This is a genomic window from Temperatibacter marinus, assembly GCF_031598375.1.
In the GTDB taxonomy this organism is placed as follows: domain Bacteria; phylum Pseudomonadota; class Alphaproteobacteria; order Sphingomonadales; family Kordiimonadaceae; genus Temperatibacter; species Temperatibacter marinus.
In genome coordinates this window covers 1,818,211-1,841,111 of the sequence record NZ_CP123872.1, presented here as the reverse complement: position 1 = coordinate 1,841,111, position 22,901 = coordinate 1,818,211, and the positions used below count along the sequence as shown (strand labels likewise).

The following is a 22,901-nucleotide window of genomic DNA, read 5'->3' as shown; positions in this document are numbered from 1 at the left end:
GACTACATCTTCCCAACTTCATCAGGAATGTCATAGAAGGTTGGATGACGATAGACTTTATCTTGCGCGGGCCCGAAGAGCGCATCACCTTCGGCAGGATCACTTGCCGTGATATCCTTCGCCTTCACAACCCATATACTTTCGCCCTCGCTCCGGCGGGTATAAAGATCACGGGCATTCTCGATCGCCATGGTTTCATCAGCAGCATGGACACTACCACAATGCTTGTGTGATAATCCGCGTTTTGAGCGAACAAAAACTTCGTATAAATCCCAATCTTTCATCTTTCTACTCCGCCGCTTGCTGTATTTTTTGTTTCTCTGCATAGGCTTCGGCTGCTTCACGTACCCAAGCGCCTTCATCAATTGCCTTACGTCTCGAATTCAGGCGATCGTCATTACAAACGCCATCGCCTTTAACAACAGCCCAAAATTCATCCCAATCGAGCTCTGGAAAATCATAATGGTTTGTGTCTTCATTCCAAACGACTCCTTCAGGTATTTTCAATCCTAAGAACTCTGCCTGTGGTATCGTAGCGTCCACAAACCGTTGTCTAAGCTCATCATTGGTAAAGCGCTTAATCTTCCATTTCATATTTTGACTAGGTGGCTGATCACTATCAGGCGGACCAAACATCATCAAGGATGGCCAAAACAAACGATCGAAGGCATCCTGCACCATCTTTTTCTGTGCGTCTGTGCCCTTCACCATAGCCAATAAGCTTTCATAGCCTTGCCTTTGATGAAAGCTCTCTTCCTTACAAACCCGGATCATCGCACGAGCATAAGGACCATAAGAACAGCGACAAAGAGGAATTTGATTGGTTATGGCTGCGCCATCGACGAGCCATCCTACAGCGCCTACATCGGCCCAGGTCATTGTGGGATAATTGAAAATTGTAGAATATTTTGCTTTTCCACTGTGCAAATCATCGACCATTTGTTCCCGAGAAGTGCCTAAGGTTTCTGCACCGCTATAGATATAGAGCCCATGACCTGCTTCATCTTGAATCTTAGCAACCAAAATCATTTTGCGCTTCAACGTCGGGGCACGTGTAACCCAATTCCCTTCAGGGAGCATACCGACAATTTCACTATGGGCGTGCTGAGACATCTGGCGCACCAAAGTTTTACGATAGCCTTCAGGCATCCAGTCTTTTGGTTCAATAAACTCTTCAGCGTCAATACGTGCTTGAAATTGTGCTTCATTTTCAGCGTCATCTCGCTTGAGACCTCGCTGAGCTTTCGCCTTCTCTTCTGCTGTTCTTAAGTCGGTATCATACATATGCCACTCCCTTCGTTTGGGCCAAATCTTTACCCAAAGTTGATGTGAATATATAATTAATTGACCAATTGGTCAATTAATTATTATCGCCCTTTAAAAACTGGCTGTCTTTTTTCTAAAAAAGCTTTTACTCCTTCAGCATAATCATCACTAAAACCACACTTCTGCATAACATCCCTCTCTAGATCAAGCTGGCTGTCCAAATCATTACTATAGGACTGATTGAGAGCATACCGAGTCGAGACAAGACCAAAGGTTGGCTGTTCTGCCATCCGCTCAACTGTCTCTGTGACAAAAAGTATAAATTCAGATTCTGGCTTAGAATATGCAATCATTCCCATCTCGACAGCCTCTTCGGCCATAACTGGGCGGGCTGTCATGCAAAGCTCGCGCGCACGGGCTAATCCCACAAGCTTGGGTAGGATATAACTTCCGCCTGCATCGGGAATAAGGCCTAGATTGGCATATACCTGCACAAATTTCGCTGTGTCCAGCGCAACAACAATATCACAGGCAAGAGCCAAATTCGCCCCGGCCCCAGCGGCTACTCCATTCACAGCAGCAAGAGTAGGTACTGAGAGTTTATACAAGCGTCTCATCAGGGGATTCCACCCAGTCTCCACTGTTTCACCGAGGTCAGGACGGCTATCTCCGCCGCCCATTCTATCATTCAAGTCTTGCCCGGGACAAAAGGCACGGCCAGACCCTGTTAGACACAACACCCGCAGAGAGGCATCTGCCTCTATAACATCAAAAACATCTTTTAGTTCTGTGATCATTTTAGACGTTACGGCGTTGAGTTTTTCAGGTCTATTTAAGGTGACCCAGGCTACACCGTTCTTTGGTTCAAACAAAATTGTCTCATATGTCATAATACACTCCCGTATGCGCGTTCTATATAATTTATTGACCGTGCGGTCAGGAAAGTCAATAATAGGATTTAGAGTTATAAAGGAAATAAGGAAATATTTATGTCTGCAGTCCACTATTCAGTTGAACAGTTCACAGCTTTTTTAACGGTCGACAATCCGCCGGTAAATGCCATAAGCCATAGTGTACGACAAGGACTGGCCGACGGCATTACTGCTGCACAAAAAGATGAGAGAGTTAAATCAATCGTCATTCACTGCGCAGGACGCAGCTTTATGGCAGGAGCGGATATCAAAGAGTTTGGAAAACCACCGCAAGAACCTCATCTTCCCGATGTATGTCATCACATTGAAGCCTGTAATAAGCCTGTGATCGCTGTCATCCACGGCGTCGCTCTGGGCGGGGGGCTAGAGATAGCACTTGGAGCTCATTATCGGATTGCTGATGAAAGTGCACAACTTGGATTACCAGAAGTCAATCTGGGTTTAATCCCTGGCGCAGGTGGAACCCAGCGCACACCGCGCCTCATCGGCGTAGAAGCCGCAACTGACCTCATCACCTCAGGCAAACCAATAAGAGCCGATAAAGCGCTTACGTTAGGGTTAATTGATGCAGTTGTAGAAGGCGCTCTGAAAAAGGCTGCACTTAAATTTGCTCACTCTGTTCAAGAGAAAGAAATTCCTAAGCCCTATGCCCAAAAGCCCGCCATCCCTTCTGAAACTTTTTTCGAAGACACACGTAGACTTCTTAGCAAGCGTAAAAAGGGCTTTGAGGCACCGCAAGCCTGCATCAATGCCGTAGAAGCAGCAAGTACACTCTCTTTCATGGACGGTATGAAACGCGAAAGAGAACTGTTCATAGAGTGTCGAAACAGCTCCCAATCTGCGGCTCAGCGTCACATGTTTTTTGCCGAAAGAGAAAGCCTAAAAGTTGAGGATGTTCCAAGAGAAACATCTGCCTATCCAATTAAATCAGTTGCAATCATCGGGGCCGGCACAATGGGAGCAGGCATAGCGATCGCTTTCTTAGACAAAGGGATGCCTGTCATTCTGAAAGAAGTCAGTGAAGAGGCCTTAAAAGCAGGAATAAATAGAGTGGAAATGAATTACGCACAGCAAGTCAAAAAAGGCCGGCTGAGCGAAGCCATGAAGGACAGTCGCCTTGCGCTGTTAAAAGGCAGTATCGACTATGGTGATTTATCTGATGTTGATCTTGTCATAGAAGCCGCCTTTGAGAAGATGGACATTAAAAAGCTTATTTTTGCTGAGTTAGATAAGGCTGTTAAAAAGACATGCATCCTTGCCACAAACACAAGTTATTTAGATGTGAATGAAATTGCAGAGTCTGTCTCTAATCCAAAAAATGTTATCGGCCTTCATTTTTTCAGCCCTGCCAACATTATGAAATTGCTCGAGATTGTCCGCGGCAAAGCAACCTCTATTGAAACATTGAATACCGCTCTGCAACTCTGCAAAAAAATTGGCAAAGTCGGTGTGGTTTCAGGGGTTTGTTTTGGCTTCATCGGCAACCGAATGTTCCAACACTACCAGCGCGAAGTCGGCCTTCTCATGATCGAGGGTGCAACGCCGTGGCAAATCGATCAAGCCCTCACCAAATATGGTATGCCCATGGGCCCCTGTGCTGTTGCGGATCTGGCAGGATTGGATATCGGATACTTTACTCGACAAAGCCTAAGTGATGATCAATATGAAGCCAAAGCCTTTCTCTTGCATGATCGGTTGGTCGAAATGGACCGCAAAGGACAAAAGACTGGTGCAGGGTTTTACGACTATGCTGATCGTCAAGGCTCGCCCTCTGCGATGGTCGAAAATATGTTGAGCGAAATTTCTCAGGAACTTGGCATTGAAAGGCGCGCCGTCTCAGAGGCTGAAATCGTAGAAAGAACAATTGACGCTCTAATTTGTTCTGGTAGCGAAATATTATCTGAAGGCATTGCAGCGCGTTCTAGTGACATCGATGTTGTATATTGCAACGGCTATGGATTTCCGCGCTGGCGCGGCGGCCCTATGCACTATGCCACTCATCACGGAAAAGCCATCATTCGCGCTCGCATTGAGGGCTATGCAGAAAAATTTGGTAATCGATGGTGGCGAGTCTCGGACTGGCTAAAGGACTAACCCTCTATCCCAACCAAGGCTTCAGCAAATTGCTTCGGATCAAAAGCATCGAGGTCTTCGATGCCTTCACCGACGCCAATGGCATGCACTGGCAATCCGAATTTATCTGCGCAAGCGACAAGAACACCGCCGCGCGCTGAGCCATCCAACTTTGTCATCACAATGCCACTGATTTGAGCAAGCTTTTGGAAAACTTCAACTTGATGAACTGCATTTTGTCCTGTAGTTGCGTCTAAGACGATCACTGTATCGTGAGGGGCATTCTCAATTTTCTTGCCGATGACTCGGACAACTTTAGCCAGTTCAGCCATCAATTCTTCTCTATTTTGAAGACGGCCTGCTGTATCAATCAACAAAACATCTACAGCTTCTGCCATAGCACGGTCCAGAGCTTCATAGGCAAGCGCCGCAGCGTCAGAGCCAATTTCCTTGGTAATCACAGGAACCCCAACGCGGTCACCCCATACAGTTAACTGTTCAACGGCAGCTGCACGAAACGTATCCCCTGCTGCCAGCATCACAGACTTGCCTTCATCCCGATATTTCTTTGCCAATTTGCCAATGGTGGTGGTCTTGCCCGCCCCATTGACGCCCGCCATTAAGATCACGTGAGGCTTGTTTTCAGAGTTAAGTGATAGCGGCTGTGCAACTGGAGAAAGGATTTTCTCAATTTCAGTCGCCAAAAATGCCTTCACCTCTTCATCCGTGATTTCTTTATCGAACCGCCCTTCAGCAAGACTCTCTGTTAATTTCATCGCGGTTGACACACCAAGATCAGAGGCGATCAACAGATCTTCTAATTCTTCAAGAGTTTCACTATCCAGCTTACGCTGGGTAAAAATACTTGATATCCCCCCTGAAATAGCACTTGAGGAACGGTTCAACCCGTCCTTCAGGCGTTTGAACCAGCTCTTCTTTTCTTGGGGCGCTTCCTCAGGGGTCGCATTAAAGTCGGCCTTCTGGGATTCTGCAACCTGATCCTGAGACTCGTCTTTGTCTTTATTTTTACTGAACCAGCCCATAGCCTACCCTTTAAATGTCGCTTTCATGATTTTGTCACTATGAGCAGAAAGGATGACATCAACAATCTGCCCTTCTGCTATATTGCCTGCATAGGCCCCAAGTTCAAGAGTCACAGGAATAAATTGTTCACTATGTCCTGTAGCAAGACCGCTTTCAGAAATTTTCTCGATTAGCACTCTGTCACTTCGTCCATCGCTCGCCTTAAATAGCTTTTGGACTTGTTGCTCGCCGAGCATCCGCAATCTTGAGGCGCGTTCTTTACGAATGGCTTTCTCCAGTTGTGGCATCCTCGCCGCAGGGGTGCCATCGCGCTCAGAATAAGGGAAAACATGTAACCAAGTTAGGTCACATTCCTCCACAAGCTTCAAACTATTCAGAAACATTTCTTCAGTTTCAGTCGGAAAGCCCGCAATAATATCAGCACCGAAGACCATATCTGGCCGGTATTTTTTAACGCGAGTACAAAATTCAATGGCCTCTTCTCTGAGATGGCGTCGCTTCATCCGTTTCAAAATCATATTGTCGCCAGCTTGCAAGGACAAATGCAGATGGGGCATCACTCTTTGTTCACTGATTAATGCATCGTAAAGAGGCTCATCCACCTCAATACTATCAATGCTTGAGATGCGGAGACGGGGAAGGTCCGGCACGAATTCCATAATCTTCTGGACCAACACCCCTAAGGTAGGCTGTCCGGGCAAGTCTGCACCGTAGCTCGTAATATCTACACCGGTGAAAACAACTTCTTGAAAGCCGCGTCCCACAAGCCGCTTAATTTGATCAACCACCTCACCCATGGGGACAGAACGACTGTTGCCACGGCCGTAAGGAATGATGCAAAAAGTACAACGGTGATCACAGCCATTTTGAATCTGAACAAAAGCCCGGGCTCGATCTGCCATTCCATCGATTAAATGACCCGCAGTCTCTTTCACTGAGAAGATATCATTCACCTGAACTTTTTCTTCTTGGCTCAAATCTAAATTAAGAAAGCTTTTTGCCTCAAGCTTTTCGTGATTCCCGATCACTGTATCAACTTCATCCATTTGGGCAAATTGCTCAGGATCAACTTGGGCTGCACAGCCAGTGACTATCACAGTCTTTGTAGGGTTTTCCCGCTTCATTCTCCGAATGGATTGTCTAGCCTGTCGTGTTGCTTCTGCTGTCACTGCGCATGTATTAAAGATGATAGCATCTTCCAGCCCAGCTGCGTCCGCATGATTTTGCATCACTTCGGATTCGTAACTGTTCAAACGACAACCAAAAGTTACCACTTCTGCGCGTTTCGGAGAAGACTTAGTCATTTATCATCACCTCTCCGTTGAAAGAATAAGCGATCGGCCCTGTCATCATGACAGTCCCATCACTTTGATACTCAATCTCAAGCCGACCCCCGTCCAATTCTATGACAGAACGTCTTGAGGTTATTTGTCGACGATATGCGGCGACGCCAGCTGCGCAAGCCGCAGTACCGCAGGCTTCGGTCACACCAGCGCCTCGCTCCCAAACTCTTAAACGAAGACTGCCATCCGCTTGCAAAAAAGCAAATGCGACATTCACATATTCAGGAAACAGAGAGTGTGTCTCAATTTTAGGGCCCATTTTCTCAAGAAAATGATCATCAGGAATTGAATCCATAAAGAAAGTGACATGTGGATTGCCCATCGATGTGCAAACAGCTGCCGGCAAGCCATACAAATCTAAATCCACTGAAAGTGTATTCATCTCTTTTGCCAAAGGCACATCCTGCGCTAAAATTTTAGCTTTGCCCATAGTCACTTTTATAAGACCATTTGCCTTCTCTGCCTTTAGAATATCTGCATCCGTTTCAATGGTGCAGCGGCGTTGCCCTTTTTCTTCTATGATGAGATGTCCAATACACCGTGTCGCATTCCCACAGGCCCCAACACGTGTTCCGTCTGCATTCCAAATCTCCATGAAGACATCAGCCGTCTTACTTTGACGCAAAATGATTAATTGATCACAGCCAATTCCTCTTTTGCGATGGCAAAGAGACTTTGCTTTACAGTTGCTCATCGAGAACTCGCAAGAGCGCGCATCGAAAATGACAAAATCATTCCCAAGTCCGTGCATCTTTCTAAATGGCATATGTCTCATAGCGCTGCTCATAATCGGCCTTATACCTCAATTTGTCTACAGGTGAAGCTCTTTTTGTCATAAAACTGTTAACGAAATCTGCTTTTTCGTTTATTGAAGACACATACCACAATTAAAGGATACATTTATGTCAATAAATATTCTTGTATTATGCACTGGAAATAGTGCACGCTCTGTCTTAGGGGAAGCCCTTCTAAATAAATTGGGCAATGGAAGAATTTCAGCTTATAGCGCTGGATCTAATCCCACGGGTAAAGTTAACCCTGCTGCTCTTCGCCTTTTAGACAGCAAAGGATTTGATACATCAGAATACAGGAGCAAAAGCTGGGATGAGTTCACAGACACTCATGCCGCTAAAATGGATATCGTGATAACAGTGTGCGGCAATGCAGCTGGTGAAACTTGTCCCATATGGCCCCTGAAGAATGGAGAACAGCCTGTACGCATTCATATGGGTTTCCCCGATCCTGCGGATTTTGGCGAAACCGATAGCATTCGCGATCAGGCCTTTGCGAAAGTATATGAAGCGCAAGTTAAAACCTTCTCAGCTATTATAGCGCTTCCGCTTGAGAGCATGCCAAGAGAAACATGGGCTGAGGCTCTGAATGCAATCACGGTAGCCGACGTAACTCTATAAGGGACTTCACATGCAAAAAAAATTAACAGCAGAATTTCTTGGGACCCTATTTTTACTCATGACAGTCATTGGTTCTGGCATAATGGGTGAGGCTCTAGCTCAGGGCAATGATGCGATTGCTCTTCTTGGGAATACCATTGCAACGGGTGCAATACTTGTGGTTCTGATCACAATCTTCGGCCCAATCTCTGGAGCACATTTTAATCCTGCTGTTACGCTGGTGATGAAAGCACGCGGAGAGCTATCCAGAAAAGAAGCTGCGGCCTATATTGTGGTTCAAATCATAGCCGCCGTCAGCGGTGTTCTCATCGCCCATCTTATGTTCGACCTTCCTATTCTTCAGGAGTCGTATAAAGCCCGCACTGGCGTTGGTCAGTGGACCGGAGAACTTGTTGCGACATTCGGACTGTTGGCTACAATTCTTGGCAGTGTAAAATACAAACCAGAAAGTACGGCCATGATGGTCGGTCTCTATATTACTGCTGGCTACTGGTTCACATCAAGCACGAGTTTCGCTAATCCTGCCGTGACCATAGCCCGATCATTTTCAAATACTTTTGCCGGCATCGCCCCTGAAGATGTTATCGCTTTTATTGCCTGTCAATTAGTCGGCGCATTCCTTGCATATTTTATCTTTGCATCCCTCACAAAAGAGGGTAAATAATCTTTAAGAGGATAAAATCGCGTTTAAGACGATGAATAAGACAGAAAGTATAGGCAATTATGATCAGTGAATGGCTTACGAGCCTTTTCGCCAAAAGCATTCCCGGAGCAAAAAAATTAGGCTTAGTTGATGAGGCGGTCGCCATACGTGCGCGCTATGAGCGCCACAAAAGAAATTGGCGACCGCACATTGAACGGACAAAATCTACAATCACGTCAGCCCTGGCTGAGACACCTAAAAATAGAGCAGCTCTTGTTCTTGGCGCCGGCGAATGTATTGACATCCCTCTCTCAAGTCTCGTTCGACATAGAGCTGGGGGCTATCTTTTAGATGCTGTTAACCTTCCGGCCATTCGCGGCAGAATACGGCCCTATTCAAATATTGATTACATTTTATATGATGTCACAGGTTTTATAGATGATAGTAAAAAACAAGCGAGCATGCCAAAATTGAGACGTCGCCCTGGCCTCATTGTAAGTTGCAATATGCTTTCACAAATCTATTTACCCTTTGTAAATTTTCCGCCACAAGACGAAGACGACCTGATAATTCAGCGAATGATCGTGGAAGAACACATCAAAATGCTTAAATACGGTCCAGCGCCTGCACTCTTGATCAGTGACTATAAGAAAATCGTAAAACAGGGCGACCAGAGTGAAACCTATGCAACCCTCCCAGCAGACCTGCTCGAAGAAGGTGCTCTTCTTGGCCCACCTGAAAATGAGTGGGACTGGGATATTTGCCCCACAGGCGAGCTTGGAAAAGACATCCGAGCCCAGTTAAAAGTAGGGGTTTGGAGGTTTCCATACAGACCAGAGACACCCGTTAAAGAAAAGGATTAATCGTGCTTGAGGTAATTCAAATTCCTGTCATGGAGGATAATTATTTATACCTTATTCATGACAAACATAGCCTACAAACAGCCATCGTAGATCCCGCCGTAAAAGACCCAGTCCTTGAGGAATGCGAAAAACAAGGTTGGACTTTGACGCATATTTTAAATACGCATCATCACTGGGATCATACTGGTGCCAACAAAGCATTGAAAGCTGAGACAGGCTGTGAAATCATTGGCTTTGAAGGAGATGCTGAACGTATTCCTGGCATTGATCGCACCGTCAAGGAAGGGGATAAAATCTCACTTGGCAGTCATCATGCACAAATCTTTGAAGTTCCTGGCCATACGTCTGGTCATATCGCTTTTTATTTTGAGAATTCGAAAGCCCTCTTTATAGGAGATACATTATTCGCCATGGGTTGTGGACGTTTATTTGAAGGGACGCCGCAGCAAATGTGGTCCAGCTTTGCTAAGTTTATTAACTTACCTGATGAGACAGTGATCTACTGCGCACATGAATATACACAATCTAATGGTCGCTTTGCCCTAACAGTGGAACCGGAAAATACAGACCTGATCAACCGGATGGTAGACGTGGATCGCTTGCGCACTGAAAACAAACCAACGGTTCCATTCCTGCTTGGATTAGATAAGGCCACCAACCCTTTTCTTAGACCAAACAGCGCGGCTATTCGAGAGAAGCTAGACATGAAATATGCCAGTGACGCCGAGGTCTTTGGTATGTTAAGATCTATGAAAGACAATTTCTAGAAAATTACTATTATATTATTTCTACGGGAGGAGAGATTCATGAAGAAAATAAAAACGCTGATCGGGACAGCGATGTTGGCTGCAAGCTTAACTGCTTGTGACAATAAACCTAAGGAAACCAATATGGAAGATCCCTATCTCTGGCTTGAAGAAGTCGAAGGGAAAGAATCCCTTGCATGGGTAGAAGACAGAAATACAGAAACATATGCCCGCCTGAAAGAGGATTCTCGCTTTAACGGCTTTATGGAACGATCTTTAGAAGTGTATAATGCTAAAGACAAAATTGCTTATGGCAGCATTCGCGGAGATAAAGTTTATAATGTGTGGCGGGATAGCAAGAATACTCGCGGTTTATGGCGCATGATAGACCTAGAAGAGTATAATGCCGGGAAGGACACATGGGAAACCATCTTAGATTTTGACAAACTAGCCGCGGACGAAAAAGAAAACTGGGTTTACAAAGGCCGTGATTGCTATAGTGAAACAGGTCGATGCCTTATTCGCCTTTCTAGGGGCGGCACTGATGCCATCGTTGTTCGTGAATTCGACATGAAGACAAAAAGCTTTGTCGAAGGTGGATTTTCATCCCCTGAAAGCAAACAATATCTTGCTTGGTATGATCAAGACACCTTGATGATTGCCACTGACTTTGGCCCAGAAACAATGAATGATAGTGGCTATCCTAGACAAGTGCGCCTATGGAAACGGGGCACAGAACTTTCAACAGCGGAAATGATCTTCGAAGCACCAAAAACAGATACTTTTTCATTCCCTACAGCAAGCCGTCGTCATGATGGCACTTATGTAGGCGTTCTGCATGGGCCCTCATTTTTCACACGTGAATTTAATGTTATGGTAGAGGGAAAACTCACTAAACTTGCAATCAGTGAACACGCTGAACTTACAGGTTATATGGGAGATACAATGATCCTAAGCATGCGGAAAGACTGGATTGTCGGCTCTAAAACAGCAAAAGCCGGCACCCTTGTTTCCGTAAAAGTTTCTGATGCAGCTGCTGATACTGTTGAGAATAGTCTTGCAACTGTTTATGCACCTGCTGAAGGGGCTAGCATTGATGGCACCTCTATCGGGAAAGATCGCATTCTTGTCAATGTACTTGATAACGTTAAAGGTAAAATTATCGCTCTCCACATGAAAGAGGCAGAGTGGATTAGTTCAGACATTAACCTGCCAGCAAATGGTACCGTCAGCATCCTATCAAATGATGACAGTACAGATGAAGGCTTTCTTGGGTATGACAGCTTCCTACAACCAGACACCGTTTATCATATCAATGCCGCTGGTGAGACTAAAGCTATTAAATCTCTTCCCGCTCGCTTTGATGCTCGTGACCTTGTGACAGAGCAAAAATTTACGACAAGCAAAGATGGGACTAAAGTGCCTTACTTTGTTGTGCGTCACAAAGACACCAAAATGGATGGGAAAACTCCAACCCTACAGTATGGCTATGGCGGCTTTGAAATCTCTATAAAGCCTGGCTATCTGGGCGGCCTGAATATGCAGTGGATTGAGAATGGCGGCGCTTATGTCGTCGCAAACATTCGCGGCGGCGGAGAATACGGCCCGTCTTGGCACCAATCTGTACTAAAGGAGAATAGACAAGGCGCTTTTGATGACTTTATCGCTGTCAGTGAGGCACTGATAAACTCAGGCTTAACAAGTCCAAAGCATTTAGCTGTCCGTGGTGGTTCTAATGGGGGCTTATTAATGGGGGCTATGATCACGCAGCGCCCCGATCTTTATAACGGTGTCATTTGTGCCGTGCCGCTACTTGATATGCTGCGCTATCATAAATTGCTCGCCGGTGCCAGCTGGATGGGTGAATATGGCAACCCTGACATCCCAGAAGAACGGGCTTATATTGAAAAATACTCGCCTTACCAAAACCTGGATTCAGCCAAAGATTACCCTGAAGTCTTTTTCTACACATCTACAAAAGATGATCGTGTTCACCCAGGGCATGCCCGTAAAATGGCAGCAAAGATGTTTGGCATGGATAAGCCAGTGCTATATTATGAGAATACAGAAGGAGGGCATGCGGCGGCTTCGAATCTAAAGCAGCGTGCCTTTAGTGATGCCTTGCAGTTAGTCTACCTCATGCAAAAATTGCAAGACTAAACCTTGAGATCACCTGATTCTTATTATTTGAATTAGGTTTATAGAAACGAAATCCGCGGTTCACAAAAAAGTGTGTCTATCGCGGATTTTTTTTACTCAGCTCACTTCATAAATTTACAATTCTCAATAATGCGATTTATTAGAAAATATTACTATGTAATATAAATATATTAGAATTAATAAACATTATATGTCCAATATATTCTTTTTATTAGAAAAGTTTTTCTTTACAGCAAGGTAAAATCTTATAGTTTGTGGCTTGTATCCAACCGTCTTAAATAAAAGACTGGTTCAGTGAAAAGCATTGATGCCTCAACTATAGGAAAAGACCATGAATAGCATCCCGTTATTTTTAAGATCAGACAAACAGCATGTCCTTATCGCCGGCGCAACTTCTGCAGCCGTTTCGAAAGCCTCTATTCTCCTTGAGAGAGGTGTTAAAGTTTGCATGGTTGGTGAAGGGATGATTGACGTAGTTGCAGAGTCAGGCCTTCAAGATCTATTTGGTGATCAATTAAACCTGCTTAGCCGAGCCTTTAAGACAGACGACCTCCTAGGCAAGACACTTGTTTATATAGCAGAAAACGACCCCCTAGAGGAAGAACGCATCCTGACCTGGACAAATTTACGGAAATTACCAGTGAATGTGGTAGACAAACCAGCTGATTCAGATTTCACCACACCTGCCGCTGTGAAGCGAGGTGAAGTGTCTATTGCAATAGCCTCTGGAGGCGCAGCCCCTGTTTTCATCCGTCGCATCCGTGCCGTGCTTGAGCGCAGCCTACCCTCTTCGCTCTCAACGCTATCATCTGTTGCAGGGTCCATCCGTGGAAAGCTAAAAACAATCTTCAACACTGTAGAAGAGCGTCGTAAGTTTTGGGATGAAGTCTACGACAAGGCCGATGAATTCTCAGGCCTTAAAAATGATGAAGTCCACCGTAAGCTTCTGACACTTGCTAATGAAAAAGCAGAAACTTCTTCTCGTACAGGCCTTGTGCAATTGGTTGGTGCGGGCCCTGGGGATCCAGAACTTCTCACACTGAAAGCTCACAGAGCTGTACAACAAGCAGACATAATTTACTATGACAGGCTTGTGTCTCAAGACGTTCTGTCTCTTGCTCGCAGAGATGCTGAAATCATTTTTGTTGGTAAAAGAGAGGGAGATCACGGCGTTGGTCAAGATAAGATTAATCAACTCCTTGTTGAACAGGCTTTACTTGGCAAGACAGTTGTGCGCCTCAAAGGCGGTGATCCTCTGACATTTGCGCGCGCCGGTGAAGAGCTTGCTGAGCTGCGGGCTCACTCAATCCCTGTCCAAATCATTCCAGGCATCACTGCCCTCTCTGGGATAGCTTCTAAGACGCAAATCCCTCTGACAGATCGCAACCATTCTGCGAGCGTATCCTTAATCACAGGCACCTTAAAAGATGGCAGTACTCAGGACTGGAAAAGCCTTGCTGGAGAGGGTAAAACGCTTGCTGTATACATGGGCCTCAAAAAAGCGTCAGAAATTTCCTCAGGCCTCATAGAAGGCGGCGTTTCATCCTCCACGCCTGTTGCTATCATAGAAAATGGAACCCGCGCCAATGAGCGTCAATTTTACACAACCCTTTCAGAGCTTCCAACCATGGTCGAGAGAGAGGATGTAAAAAGTCCTGCTCTACTAATCATTGGAGATGTGGTGAGTGAAGCCGCGGCTCTACAAAATATCCATACAGAGATAAATCAAGCCCGTGTGGCGACAGCATAAAAGGATAGGTCCAATGGCAAAAAAATCAGAAGGCCCCCAAATCATAATAGCTAACCGTCTGGATGATGGACGCGTTGTCTTCCTCAGCAAGGCTGGTGGATGGTCTGTTACTCTTAACAACGCTGTTCAGGCTGACAACCCCGAGCAACTTAAGGCTTTACTTGAAACAGCTGTCAAATCAGTGGACGCAAATATCATTGTCTCTCCTGAGCCGATTGATGCCGCCTTATCAGGTGGTGGCGCTTTTTTCGAGCCCAGCCACATTAAATATAAAATTCAAAGTCAGGGCCCTACAGTCCGTCCTGATCTTGGCTATCAGGCTGCTGACATCAAGCAAGCTGGCACTGCTTAAGTAAGGACAGAGTTATGTATGCTTATGACACTTATGACCACGCCCTCGTGAATGCGCGCGTTGAAGAATTTAGAGATCAAGTGAACCGCCGTCTCTCTGGTGAACTTACTGAAGAAGAATTCAGACCGCTGCGATTGATGAATGGACTTTATCTACAGCTACACGCTTATATGCTCCGTGTTGCTATTCCATATGGCACTCTGAATAGCGCCCAACTGCATACCCTCGCGGATATTGCAGATAAATATGATAAGGGCTATGGGCATTTTACAACAAGACAGAACATCCAGTATAACTGGCCTAAACTTGTTGAAACACCCGATATTCTTGCCGATCTTGCAAGCGTTGAAATGCATGCAATCCAGACTTCTGGAAATTGCATTCGGAACGTGACCACTGATCACTTTGCAGGAGCCGCAAAGGACGAACTCTTCGATACTCGTCCTCATGGCGAACTTATCCGTCAATGGTCAACATTTCATCCAGAATTCAGCTTTCTACCTCGCAAATTTAAGATTGCTGTGGCAGGAGCAACCGTCGACAGAGCTGCACTACGCTGGCACGATATCGCCTTACAAGCTATCATTAAAGAGAGCGGTGAGCGCGGCTTTGAGGTCTATGTTGGTGGGGGTATGGGTCGGTCGCCGTTCATTGCTAAAACCATCCGTGACTTTATTCCGGAAGATCAACTGATCGCTTATCTTGAAGCCATGCTGCGAGTGTATAATCAAGCGGGCCGTCGGGATAACAAATATAAGGCTCGCATTAAAATTCTGGTTCATGAAATGGGCCTTGATGCTTACAAAGATGCTGTCGAGAAAGAATATGCTCTTCTCGATAAATCTAACATTGATGCGCCCAAAGCGGAACTGGAACGTCTCTATCGTTATTTCTTGCCGCCTACCCTTGAAGTTTTGAGTGAAGATGATGAAGAGGTTGCCGCTCTTGCTAAAGCCAATCCATTGTTTTCAGTCTGGCTGGATCGCAATATTGATGCCCACAAAGTGGATGGCCATCGCATTGTAACCATCAGTCTGAAACCTCACGGAGGGATTGCAGGGGATGCCACCAGCGAGCAGATGCGTTTAGTTGCAGATCTTTCAAAGGACTATTCACAGAACGAATTACGGGTTAGCCACGAACAAAATCTAATCCTTCCCCATGTCGCCCTGAGAGATCTACCGACCATCTTTAAAAAATTAGATGCAGCAGGCCTTAGTACAGCGAATGCTGGACTTATGACAGATATGATCGTTTGCCCAGGCCTTGACTATTGCTCGCTGGCAAATGCACGATCAATTCCACTATCTCAGAAGATAGCCAAACGCTTTGATGACATTGCACGTCTTCAAGATATTGGTGAGTTAAAAGTGAAAATATCTGGCTGTATCAATAGCTGTGGTCATCACCATGCTGGTCATATCGGCATTCTGGGTGTTGATAAAAAAGGCGTTGAAAACTATCAACTTCTTCTTGGAGGAAGTGGGGGTGAAGATGCCAGCAAAGCAAAAATCCTTGGCCGTGGCTTTGATGAAGATGGGACAGTTGATGCCCTTGAGCGCGTCATTGACGTTTACCTGCGTTCCCGTAATGACGGAGAGCGATTCCTCGATACATATCGCCGTATTGGCGAACAGCCTTTCAAGGAGGCAGTCTATGATCATTAGTCTATCAGGCATAGAGCCACAATTGTTCTCGCTCTATGATGCGGAACAAAACGAACTCGGCGACGCGACACTCTTCCCTGCAGAAGAGGTTTCAAGCGAGGCTTTTCAAACATCTTTAGAAAATGGCACGCCTGTTGGTGTCAGAGTGAAGGGCGATGAAAACCCAGACCTTTTTGACGCCCTCTTGGAAAGTATCAAGCTTATCGAAATTGCCTTCCCAGCGTTTGGAGATGGCCGTGGATTTAGCCTAGCAGCTATATTTCGCAGAAAAGGCTATAAGGGTGAATTACGCGCCACAGGACCCCTTATCCCGGACCAAGCGTGGCACATTGCTCGTACAGGCTTTGACACTGTCGTTTTGGATAAGCCTGAGCGTGAAGAGGCTTTCATAAACTGCTTAAAGCGCTACAAACTGTTTTATCAGACGAGTCCTGGAAATACAGACACAGCAGTTCCTTTTAAACGGCATGTAGGAAAAGAAGCAACAAAAGAAGGTGATCGGATTGCATCATGAGCATTCAAGAAGTTACATTGCCATCGTTAGATTCTGGGCGTGAACTTGATCATGTGAGCCAGTCTCTTGTCCTTCTGAGTGAAAGCTTTTCTCGGTATGGCAATGAATTCGCTGTGGTTAGCAGTTTTGGATCTGAATCCGTAGTATTGCTCCATCTTGTATCTCAGGTTGCCAAAAATATTCCTGTCTTATTTTTAGACACAGGAAAACTTTTCGGCGAAACAAAGCGCTATAGAGATACACTTATAGAGCGGCTTGGGCTTCAAAAAGTGATCACAATCACACCAGAATCCGAGCAAGTTAAAAGCGAAGACCCTCATGGTATTTTGTGGAATGAAAACCATAATCGCTGTTGCTTCATAAGAAAGGTTGTCCCTTTTAGAGAGGCACTCATTCCTTATAAAGCATGGGCTTCAGGTCGAAAACGTTATCAAACTCTAGAGCGATCTTCTCTCCCATCTGTTCAAGAAGAAGACGGCAAAGTTAAAGTTAATCCACTGGCTGGCTGGACGAAAGAACAGATAGACCAATATATAGAGACCCATCGTCTGCCGCAGCATCCCCTTGTCGCCGATGGCTTCAAGTCTATTGGCTGCATGACGTGTACAGATCTTCCTACCAATGACCAAGATGATCGATCAGGTCGCTGGGCCGGCTCTGAAAAGACAGAATGTGGTATTCATTTAAGCCTATCAGAAAACATTCGCTTGATGAATCAAAACTGATCAGGCACTCTCTTTCCAAGAAAATTGGATAAAGTTATGAAACGGTCACTGCTCCCATTAAATGCCCTGCGTGCTTTTGACGCTGCGGCAAGAAATTTGTCATTCAAAGAGGCTGCAAATGAGCTCTCTGTGACACCAGCCGCAATCAGTCAACAAATTCGTTCCCTCGAAGAAGTGTTAGGTGTTGAACTGTTCAAAAGAACGAGCAGAGCTTTGCTTTTAACAGAACAAGCCCAGCTTGCTTTGCCTGCCCTTCAGGAAGCCTTTTCCAAAATTGAACAGGCTGTTGAAACCATTCAAGCTGCCCAGGAGACAAACGAACTTAAAATCTCTGTCTCGCACTCTTTTGCCTCAAAATGGCTTGTCCCTCGATTGGCAAGTTACTATGAAACGCATCCTGATTCTATTGTTAGAATTGATGCCTCGCTCTCTTTAACTGACTTTAGATCAGAGGATGTTGATTTAGCCATTCGATATGGTGCCGGCAATTATGAGGGTCTCTATGAAGAAGAAATTCTTAAGGAAACAATCTTCCCTGTCTGTAGCCCAGAAATTGCAGACCAGATAAAAAGCCCCGAAGATCTTATGAAGTTCACGCTAATCCACGATGATAGCTTCAATGAAGACTTTAGTGCTCCTAGCTGGGCCATGTGGCTAAAAGCAACGGGCATAGAGGGCCACAGTGGTCACTCTGCCTTGCATTTAAATACTAATTTCATGGCCGTTGATGCCGCGATGTCTGGCCGCGGTGTGGCTTTAGCACGGTCAGCCATAGCAGAAGAAGATATAAAAGCCGGACGCTTAGTTAGACCTCTATCCCATGATACGCCTGTGAATTTTGCCCACTATATCGTCTGCCCAGAGACACATCTTCAGCGCCCTCAAGTGCAAAAATTTATCGACTGGCTCAGAATAGAAGTGAAGAGAAGCTAAAGAGACTTAGGCTTTCAATAACGCGGCTTGAATTTCTTGTATCAGTAATTTCTGGTCAATGGGCTTAGACACATATCCCTGCATATCCATTGTCTCTAACTCACCCTCTAAGTCATTAAAGCTATTAGCCGTGACAGCGATGACTGGAATTGATGCGCTATGTGAATTTAATTGCCGAATATGAGCTGTGGTTTCTTTGCCGTCCATATGAGGCATTTGAATATCCATCAAAATCGCATCGTATTTTTCTGAAAATTCTGTCATTTCATCAATTGCTAAATAGCCACTATCCACATGTTTTTGATTCCACCCTGTATCGGTAAGCATTTTAGAAATAATCATCCCATTGATAGGATTGTCATCCACCACAAGAAGATTTAAAGAATGTGCGCCTACACCCTCAAGCACTGTATCTTTGCTATCCTGTTCAGCTTTCTCAACAAATTCTTCCCTATCCATTTTCAAGGAGACGCAAAAATCACTGCCTTCTCCCTCTTTCGAAATCACATAGATATCCCCATGCATCATTTCGACAAGCTCTCTACAGATGGTCAGCCCTAGGCCAGTGCCAGCATGACGTCGCGACTGACTATTATCGACTTGCGTAAATCGATCGAATAATGTTTCCTGCGCTGCTTTAGAAATGCCAAGACCTGTATCAATCACATTGACTGTCAAAAGAACCGTTTCCTGTGTGATTTTTGTTTCGGTTTTGATTGTCACACTGCCAAATTGAGTGAATTTAATAGCATTGCCTATAAGATTCATCAAAATTTGCCGTACCCGTCCACCGTCCACCATCACTCTAATATTAGGATCAACTTTTCCTTCATAGATAAGATCAATTTGCTTTTCTTCTGCAACAGACTTGAGCAATTGTACTGGCTGATCAATTATCGAAGCAAGGCTCTCTTGTCTTGGAGTGAGGGTAAATTTGCCCGAGTTTAATTTTGACATATCTAAAATATCATTCATTAACTCAAGCAATGTTTTTGCAGATTTATATGCAATGTCAGCATAATCTTCATTTTTTGCGTGATGCGGCTTATCTTTGATAAATTGAAGCGTGCCCAAAAGTCCTGTCATCGGCGTTCTAATTTCATGACTTACATTTGCAAGAAAATCAGATTGCGTTTGCTGAGCTCTTTTGGCCTTCTCCATGGCTTGTTCTAGTGCTTCAGCCTGCGCTTCATTCCGCAAGCGCTGCATAGCAGATGTGACAAACCATTCATTAAATGTTTTTACAAAGGATAGCATCATGACTAGATAGAAAAGAGCAAAAACGCCGATGATTGTATCCCCAAGACTATCGCGAATAACCAAAAAATAGGCCGCAACAGGGAGCAGAGCTAAAGTCAACATTATGTTGGCAGAGGGCTTATAATAGCTTGCCAGCGTAGACCCACCAGAGATGACGCTGACAATCACGATTGTAATTAAAAGTGTATGAACATCATTGTTGGCATTCCCAAAGAGAAAGATTGAGATCCCCCAATAAATACCGATTAAGGCTGTGCCAATCGTATAAAGCTTAGCCCATCGCGAGAGATCATTATCCTCATCTCTGTTCAGATACATCATCCGTGTCATGAGCCTGAAAGTGATAATTGCAGCCATTGCTAGCGCCCAACCAACAACGATTGGGCCATAGCCCTCTGAAATAAAATAAAAGGAGCATACAATGACTAAAACACCATTGATGAAAAGTGCTCTGCCCATATTTTTAAAAAGCAGCATCACAAGTTCAATGGAAACTTGCTGTTCTAGGAATTGGTCATCATGATCATACTGCATTACACATCCACTCTAAACTCTATCTCTCTACCAATTGTAGAGAGATAGAGGGGGATTAATCAAGATTTGATTAAAATTTTAATGGCTATGACCTTCTTCACCTCTGCGGCCTTCGGCTGCAAAAGCTTTCGAGAAGAATAGCGCATTCATAAAGAGCTTATTCGTTCCAATGAAAGTTGCTCTAAAGTTTGGGTTATCAGCAAATAAAATCACAGACCCACCACCCATACGTTGGGCAACAATCATGGGTGTTCCGGCGATTTCCTTAAGACGCTTTTCAGATGTATAGCCTGACTGCAACGGTGCTTTTGCATAAACGGCGACCTTCGCATAGGCATCCGTCGGTACTGGCAGTGTATAAGCCGTATTTCTGTGCGAATTTACTTCACCGTTACCGTGCCCAAATCCAAGAGGATGACTTGTATCTATAGCGCTTTTAAAAATAGCGCCTCCAACAACATGTTTAGCATCTTCTTGCCCCTTAACGCTATATGCTAGTCGGCGATTTTCCTTCTTTTCTGTGGACTTTTTATGCTTAAGACCAAGCAATTCTTTTGCTGCCCACTGGGCATGGCCGCGCTGCGCAATAACAGTCCCGCCTTGGCGGATCCAATCTTTCAGAGCTGCTTCCTGAGGTTTTGTGAAAGGCGAGCTGGTCCCACGACCACCAACAAGGATAACATGAGTGAAGTCATGCCAATCCACGCGGCGCAGATTATCACGACGCACCAAGGTAACATTCATCTTCATACGATGATCCAACTGATGCCAAACCTCACCAGCATCATAAACGGATACTCCCGACCCGACAATAAGAAGTGGTTTTGGCAAAGAGAGATCAGAAACAGTGTCTCGACCCCCAAGATCTGTACCAGCATCAAGTGTACGACCACTTGTAGCCGAATGAACTGTTAAATTATCTTCCGCTGCAACTTCAACCATCGCGGCATGAATGTCAGCATCTGAAACGGTCTGACGATCCATTGAGACGATAATCGCACCGCGATCAAATGAGACAACACCTTTTGTTGTTTTCACACGGATTGGATTTTTCGCCACACGTGCCATGATGCCTTTTTCTAAAATTCTATTAAGCGCACGCGGAGCATAATAATCTGACCATCTGAACACATAAGCATAAGGCGCGACTTCAGGCACTGCAGCATTCTGACTTGCTTTTTCAGCATGCTCGCCGATGACAGACCTTAGACTACTCTTAACCTCTGCAAATTCTAATCCGTAGGCAAGAGGCATTGTCCAGCCAGATACATCATAAAACACATTATCAGGGAAATTCGTAAATTTGCCGAACATGGATTTGATCATGCGATATTGGCTTTGGCGCAGAGGTACAATATAAGAGTGACCAGCCTCATAGATTTTGCCCTCAGCCTTGACGTTTTTCTGAACAGAGTAAGCCATTATCTTATGACGTTTTAGAAGTGTTAGGAACATATCCATCCGAGCAGGATCTTTCGGAGCTTTGAAGACATATCCCTTTATAGGATCTTTCGCCGCTTCTTGATCTGCATTAAGGTAGAAATTCTCCTGATAGTCATGCAGTTTATCTTTCATCATAGCCGCAGTATGAATAGTCGAGAGTGTTGTTCTAAACTGAGTCCGTATATTCCGCGCATAAGTCTTTACACCTTGGCGGCTTTCAACGGCTAAGCCCATCTGCGCCCCTGCTTCGAAAAGAAAGCCAATCCCTCCATTCACTTGAGGATATGTAGAGCCTTTCCCTACGTAAAAATTATCAAACCCTTCTTCGGTGAAATATAATTCCTTATGCCCATCTAATTTTTGTGCATGATATCCGGCTATTTCATAAGCTATTTCTCGAGCTTCATCAGGCACGAGAGGGAATTTTCGAGTAGGCACTCCAGGGTGGAAATAATAGGTCGATTGACGGCCCATCTCATGAAAATCGCTTGACACCTGTGGCTTCCATTTATGCCATTGTTTAAGCCATGCAACACTTTCAGGCTGTGTCTGAAGTAACCACTGTCTATTCAAATCGAAAAGGTAATGGTTTGTTCGCCCGCCAGGCCACGCATGATTGTGAATTTCGTGCGCCCCGTTGGTGTTAACTTTCTTCGAAGAATATTGAAGCACCCATCCAGCACGTCGACTATGACCGTCTGGATTGAAAACAGCTGTTAAGACAATCACGCTATCTTCTAAAGATTTCTTAGTTTTTTCATCTTGTGCGGCAGCAAGGTGATAGACCGAAGGCAAAGCAGCCTCCATTCCTGAGGCTTCGGCACCGTGGACCCCATAGTTTAGCCATGTCACGACAGGCATGTCATCTTTGGCTTGCTTAGCGGTTTCAGGGTTTGATCGGAGTAAATGGTTTGCTCTTATCTCTTCAAGACGTTTATGATTTTCTGGGCTTGTTATTATGAGCGTGACAATTGGGCGCCTTTCATGACTATATCCAATGGTCTCAATTGTCATACGAGGACTAGCCTCTGCTACACGTCGAATGTAATCAACGAAAACGTCATGGCGTGTTGGAAGCTCCCCAATTCCATGCCCTAGAAATCCATCGGGCTTCAATACGGATTGATCATAAGTCACCCCATTTTCTAGAAAATACTCTAATTTTTCAGCTTGTACTGCTGTTGTCATTAGTAAGGCCGTAAGCGCACCACTTATATATTTTTTCATTAAAAATTCCTCCA

The 22,901-nt window shown here is 45.0% G+C and carries 20 protein-coding genes; 12 read left to right on the top strand and 8 right to left on the bottom strand.

The window, feature by feature from the left end:
* Positions 1 to 2 precede the first annotated feature (2 nt).
* From paaB to QGN29_RS08185, 3 genes are all read right to left on the bottom strand, one after another.
* Positions 3 to 284, bottom strand: coding sequence for a 1,2-phenylacetyl-CoA epoxidase subunit PaaB (paaB, locus tag QGN29_RS08195; protein WP_310797367.1), 282 nt, complete (start codon positions 282 to 284; stop codon positions 3 to 5).
* Positions 285 to 288: 4 nt separating this feature from the next.
* On the bottom strand, positions 289 to 1,284 hold the full coding sequence (paaA, locus tag QGN29_RS08190; protein WP_310797366.1) for a 1,2-phenylacetyl-CoA epoxidase subunit PaaA: 996 nt from the start codon (positions 1,282 to 1,284) through the stop codon (positions 289 to 291).
* 83 nt (positions 1,285 to 1,367) lie between these two features.
* Positions 1,368 to 2,156: an enoyl-CoA hydratase-related protein gene (locus tag QGN29_RS08185; RefSeq protein ID WP_310797365.1), complete on the bottom strand. Its 789-nt coding sequence runs from the start codon at positions 2,154 to 2,156 to the stop codon at positions 1,368 to 1,370.
* A 99-nt stretch (positions 2,157 to 2,255) separates the two neighbouring features.
* Between QGN29_RS08185 and QGN29_RS08180 the strand changes: the two genes are divergently transcribed.
* Positions 2,256 to 4,292 (top strand): 3-hydroxyacyl-CoA dehydrogenase NAD-binding domain-containing protein, encoded by a 2,037-nt coding sequence (locus tag QGN29_RS08180; RefSeq protein WP_310797364.1) that lies wholly within the window; start codon positions 2,256 to 2,258, stop codon positions 4,290 to 4,292.
* Here the strand turns inward: QGN29_RS08180 and ftsY are convergent.
* From ftsY to dapF, 3 genes are read right to left on the bottom strand one after another with little or no spacing between them, the layout of a single operon-like run.
* Positions 4,289 to 5,314, bottom strand: a complete 1,026-nt coding sequence (ftsY, locus tag QGN29_RS08175; RefSeq protein WP_310797363.1) for a signal recognition particle-docking protein FtsY — start codon at positions 5,312 to 5,314, stop codon at positions 4,289 to 4,291. The two genes, QGN29_RS08180 and ftsY, sit on opposite strands and share 4 nt — an antisense overlap.
* A 3-nt stretch (positions 5,315 to 5,317) precedes the next feature.
* Complete coding sequence (mtaB, locus tag QGN29_RS08170; protein WP_310797362.1) at positions 5,318 to 6,619, bottom strand: tRNA (N(6)-L-threonylcarbamoyladenosine(37)-C(2))-methylthiotransferase MtaB; 1,302 nt, start codon at positions 6,617 to 6,619, stop codon at positions 5,318 to 5,320.
* Positions 6,612 to 7,409: a diaminopimelate epimerase gene (dapF, locus tag QGN29_RS08165; RefSeq protein WP_375164696.1), complete on the bottom strand. Its 798-nt coding sequence runs from the start codon at positions 7,407 to 7,409 to the stop codon at positions 6,612 to 6,614. The genes mtaB and dapF overlap by 8 nt, the downstream gene beginning before the upstream one ends.
* 151 nt (positions 7,410 to 7,560) lie before the next feature.
* Between dapF and QGN29_RS08160 the strand changes: the two genes are divergently transcribed.
* The 11 genes from QGN29_RS08160 to gcvA all read left to right on the top strand — a co-directional run bounded on the left by QGN29_RS08160 (position 7,561) and on the right by gcvA (position 18,423).
* Positions 7,561 to 8,070, top strand: a complete 510-nt coding sequence (locus QGN29_RS08160; protein WP_310797361.1) for an arsenate reductase ArsC — start codon at positions 7,561 to 7,563, stop codon at positions 8,068 to 8,070.
* A 10-nt stretch (positions 8,071 to 8,080) separates the two neighbouring features.
* Entirely contained in the window at positions 8,081 to 8,734 is a 654-nt protein-coding gene (locus tag QGN29_RS08155; protein ID WP_310797360.1) for an aquaporin, read from the top strand.
* Positions 8,735 to 8,793: 59 nt separating this feature from the next.
* Positions 8,794 to 9,576: a hypothetical protein gene (locus QGN29_RS08150; RefSeq protein ID WP_310797359.1), complete on the top strand. Its 783-nt coding sequence runs from the start codon at positions 8,794 to 8,796 to the stop codon at positions 9,574 to 9,576.
* 29 nt (positions 9,577 to 9,605) lie between these two features.
* Positions 9,606 to 10,343, top strand: a complete 738-nt coding sequence (gene gloB / locus QGN29_RS08145; RefSeq protein ID WP_375164695.1) for a hydroxyacylglutathione hydrolase — start codon at positions 9,606 to 9,608, stop codon at positions 10,341 to 10,343.
* A gap of 39 nt (positions 10,344 to 10,382) precedes the next feature.
* Complete coding sequence (locus QGN29_RS08140; RefSeq protein WP_310797357.1) at positions 10,383 to 12,482, top strand: prolyl oligopeptidase family serine peptidase; 2,100 nt, start codon at positions 10,383 to 10,385, stop codon at positions 12,480 to 12,482.
* Between the two features lie 331 nt (positions 12,483 to 12,813).
* Positions 12,814 to 14,232: a siroheme synthase CysG gene (cysG, locus tag QGN29_RS08135; RefSeq protein WP_310797356.1), complete on the top strand. Its 1,419-nt coding sequence runs from the start codon at positions 12,814 to 12,816 to the stop codon at positions 14,230 to 14,232.
* Between the two features lie 13 nt (positions 14,233 to 14,245).
* A complete protein-coding gene (locus tag QGN29_RS08130) occupies positions 14,246 to 14,584 on the top strand; it encodes a DUF2849 domain-containing protein (RefSeq protein WP_310797355.1) in 339 nt (112 codons plus the stop codon).
* A 14-nt stretch (positions 14,585 to 14,598) separates the two neighbouring features.
* Complete coding sequence (locus QGN29_RS08125) at positions 14,599 to 16,251, top strand: nitrite/sulfite reductase (RefSeq protein WP_310797354.1); 1,653 nt, start codon at positions 14,599 to 14,601, stop codon at positions 16,249 to 16,251.
* The gene (locus tag QGN29_RS08120) at positions 16,241 to 16,765 is read left to right on the top strand and encodes a DUF934 domain-containing protein (protein WP_310797353.1); all 525 of its coding nucleotides are present in this window, start codon (positions 16,241 to 16,243) and stop codon (positions 16,763 to 16,765) included. The genes QGN29_RS08125 and QGN29_RS08120 overlap by 11 nt, the downstream gene beginning before the upstream one ends.
* Entirely contained in the window at positions 16,762 to 17,490 is a 729-nt protein-coding gene (locus QGN29_RS08115; RefSeq protein WP_310797352.1) for a phosphoadenylyl-sulfate reductase, read from the top strand. Before QGN29_RS08120 ends, QGN29_RS08115 begins: the two co-directional genes overlap by 4 nt.
* 36 nt (positions 17,491 to 17,526) lie before the next feature.
* Positions 17,527 to 18,423: a transcriptional regulator GcvA gene (gene gcvA / locus QGN29_RS08110; protein WP_310797351.1), complete on the top strand. Its 897-nt coding sequence runs from the start codon at positions 17,527 to 17,529 to the stop codon at positions 18,421 to 18,423.
* Between the two features lie 6 nt (positions 18,424 to 18,429).
* On the opposite strand, the gene QGN29_RS08105 is transcribed toward gcvA, so the two are convergent.
* On the bottom strand, positions 18,430 to 20,217 hold the full coding sequence (locus QGN29_RS08105) for an ATP-binding protein (protein WP_310797350.1): 1,788 nt from the start codon (positions 20,215 to 20,217) through the stop codon (positions 18,430 to 18,432).
* Between the two features lie 78 nt (positions 20,218 to 20,295).
* Positions 20,296 to 22,887: a M14 family zinc carboxypeptidase gene (locus tag QGN29_RS08100; RefSeq protein ID WP_310797349.1), complete on the bottom strand. Its 2,592-nt coding sequence runs from the start codon at positions 22,885 to 22,887 to the stop codon at positions 20,296 to 20,298.
* Positions 22,888 to 22,901: the final 14 nt, after the last annotated feature.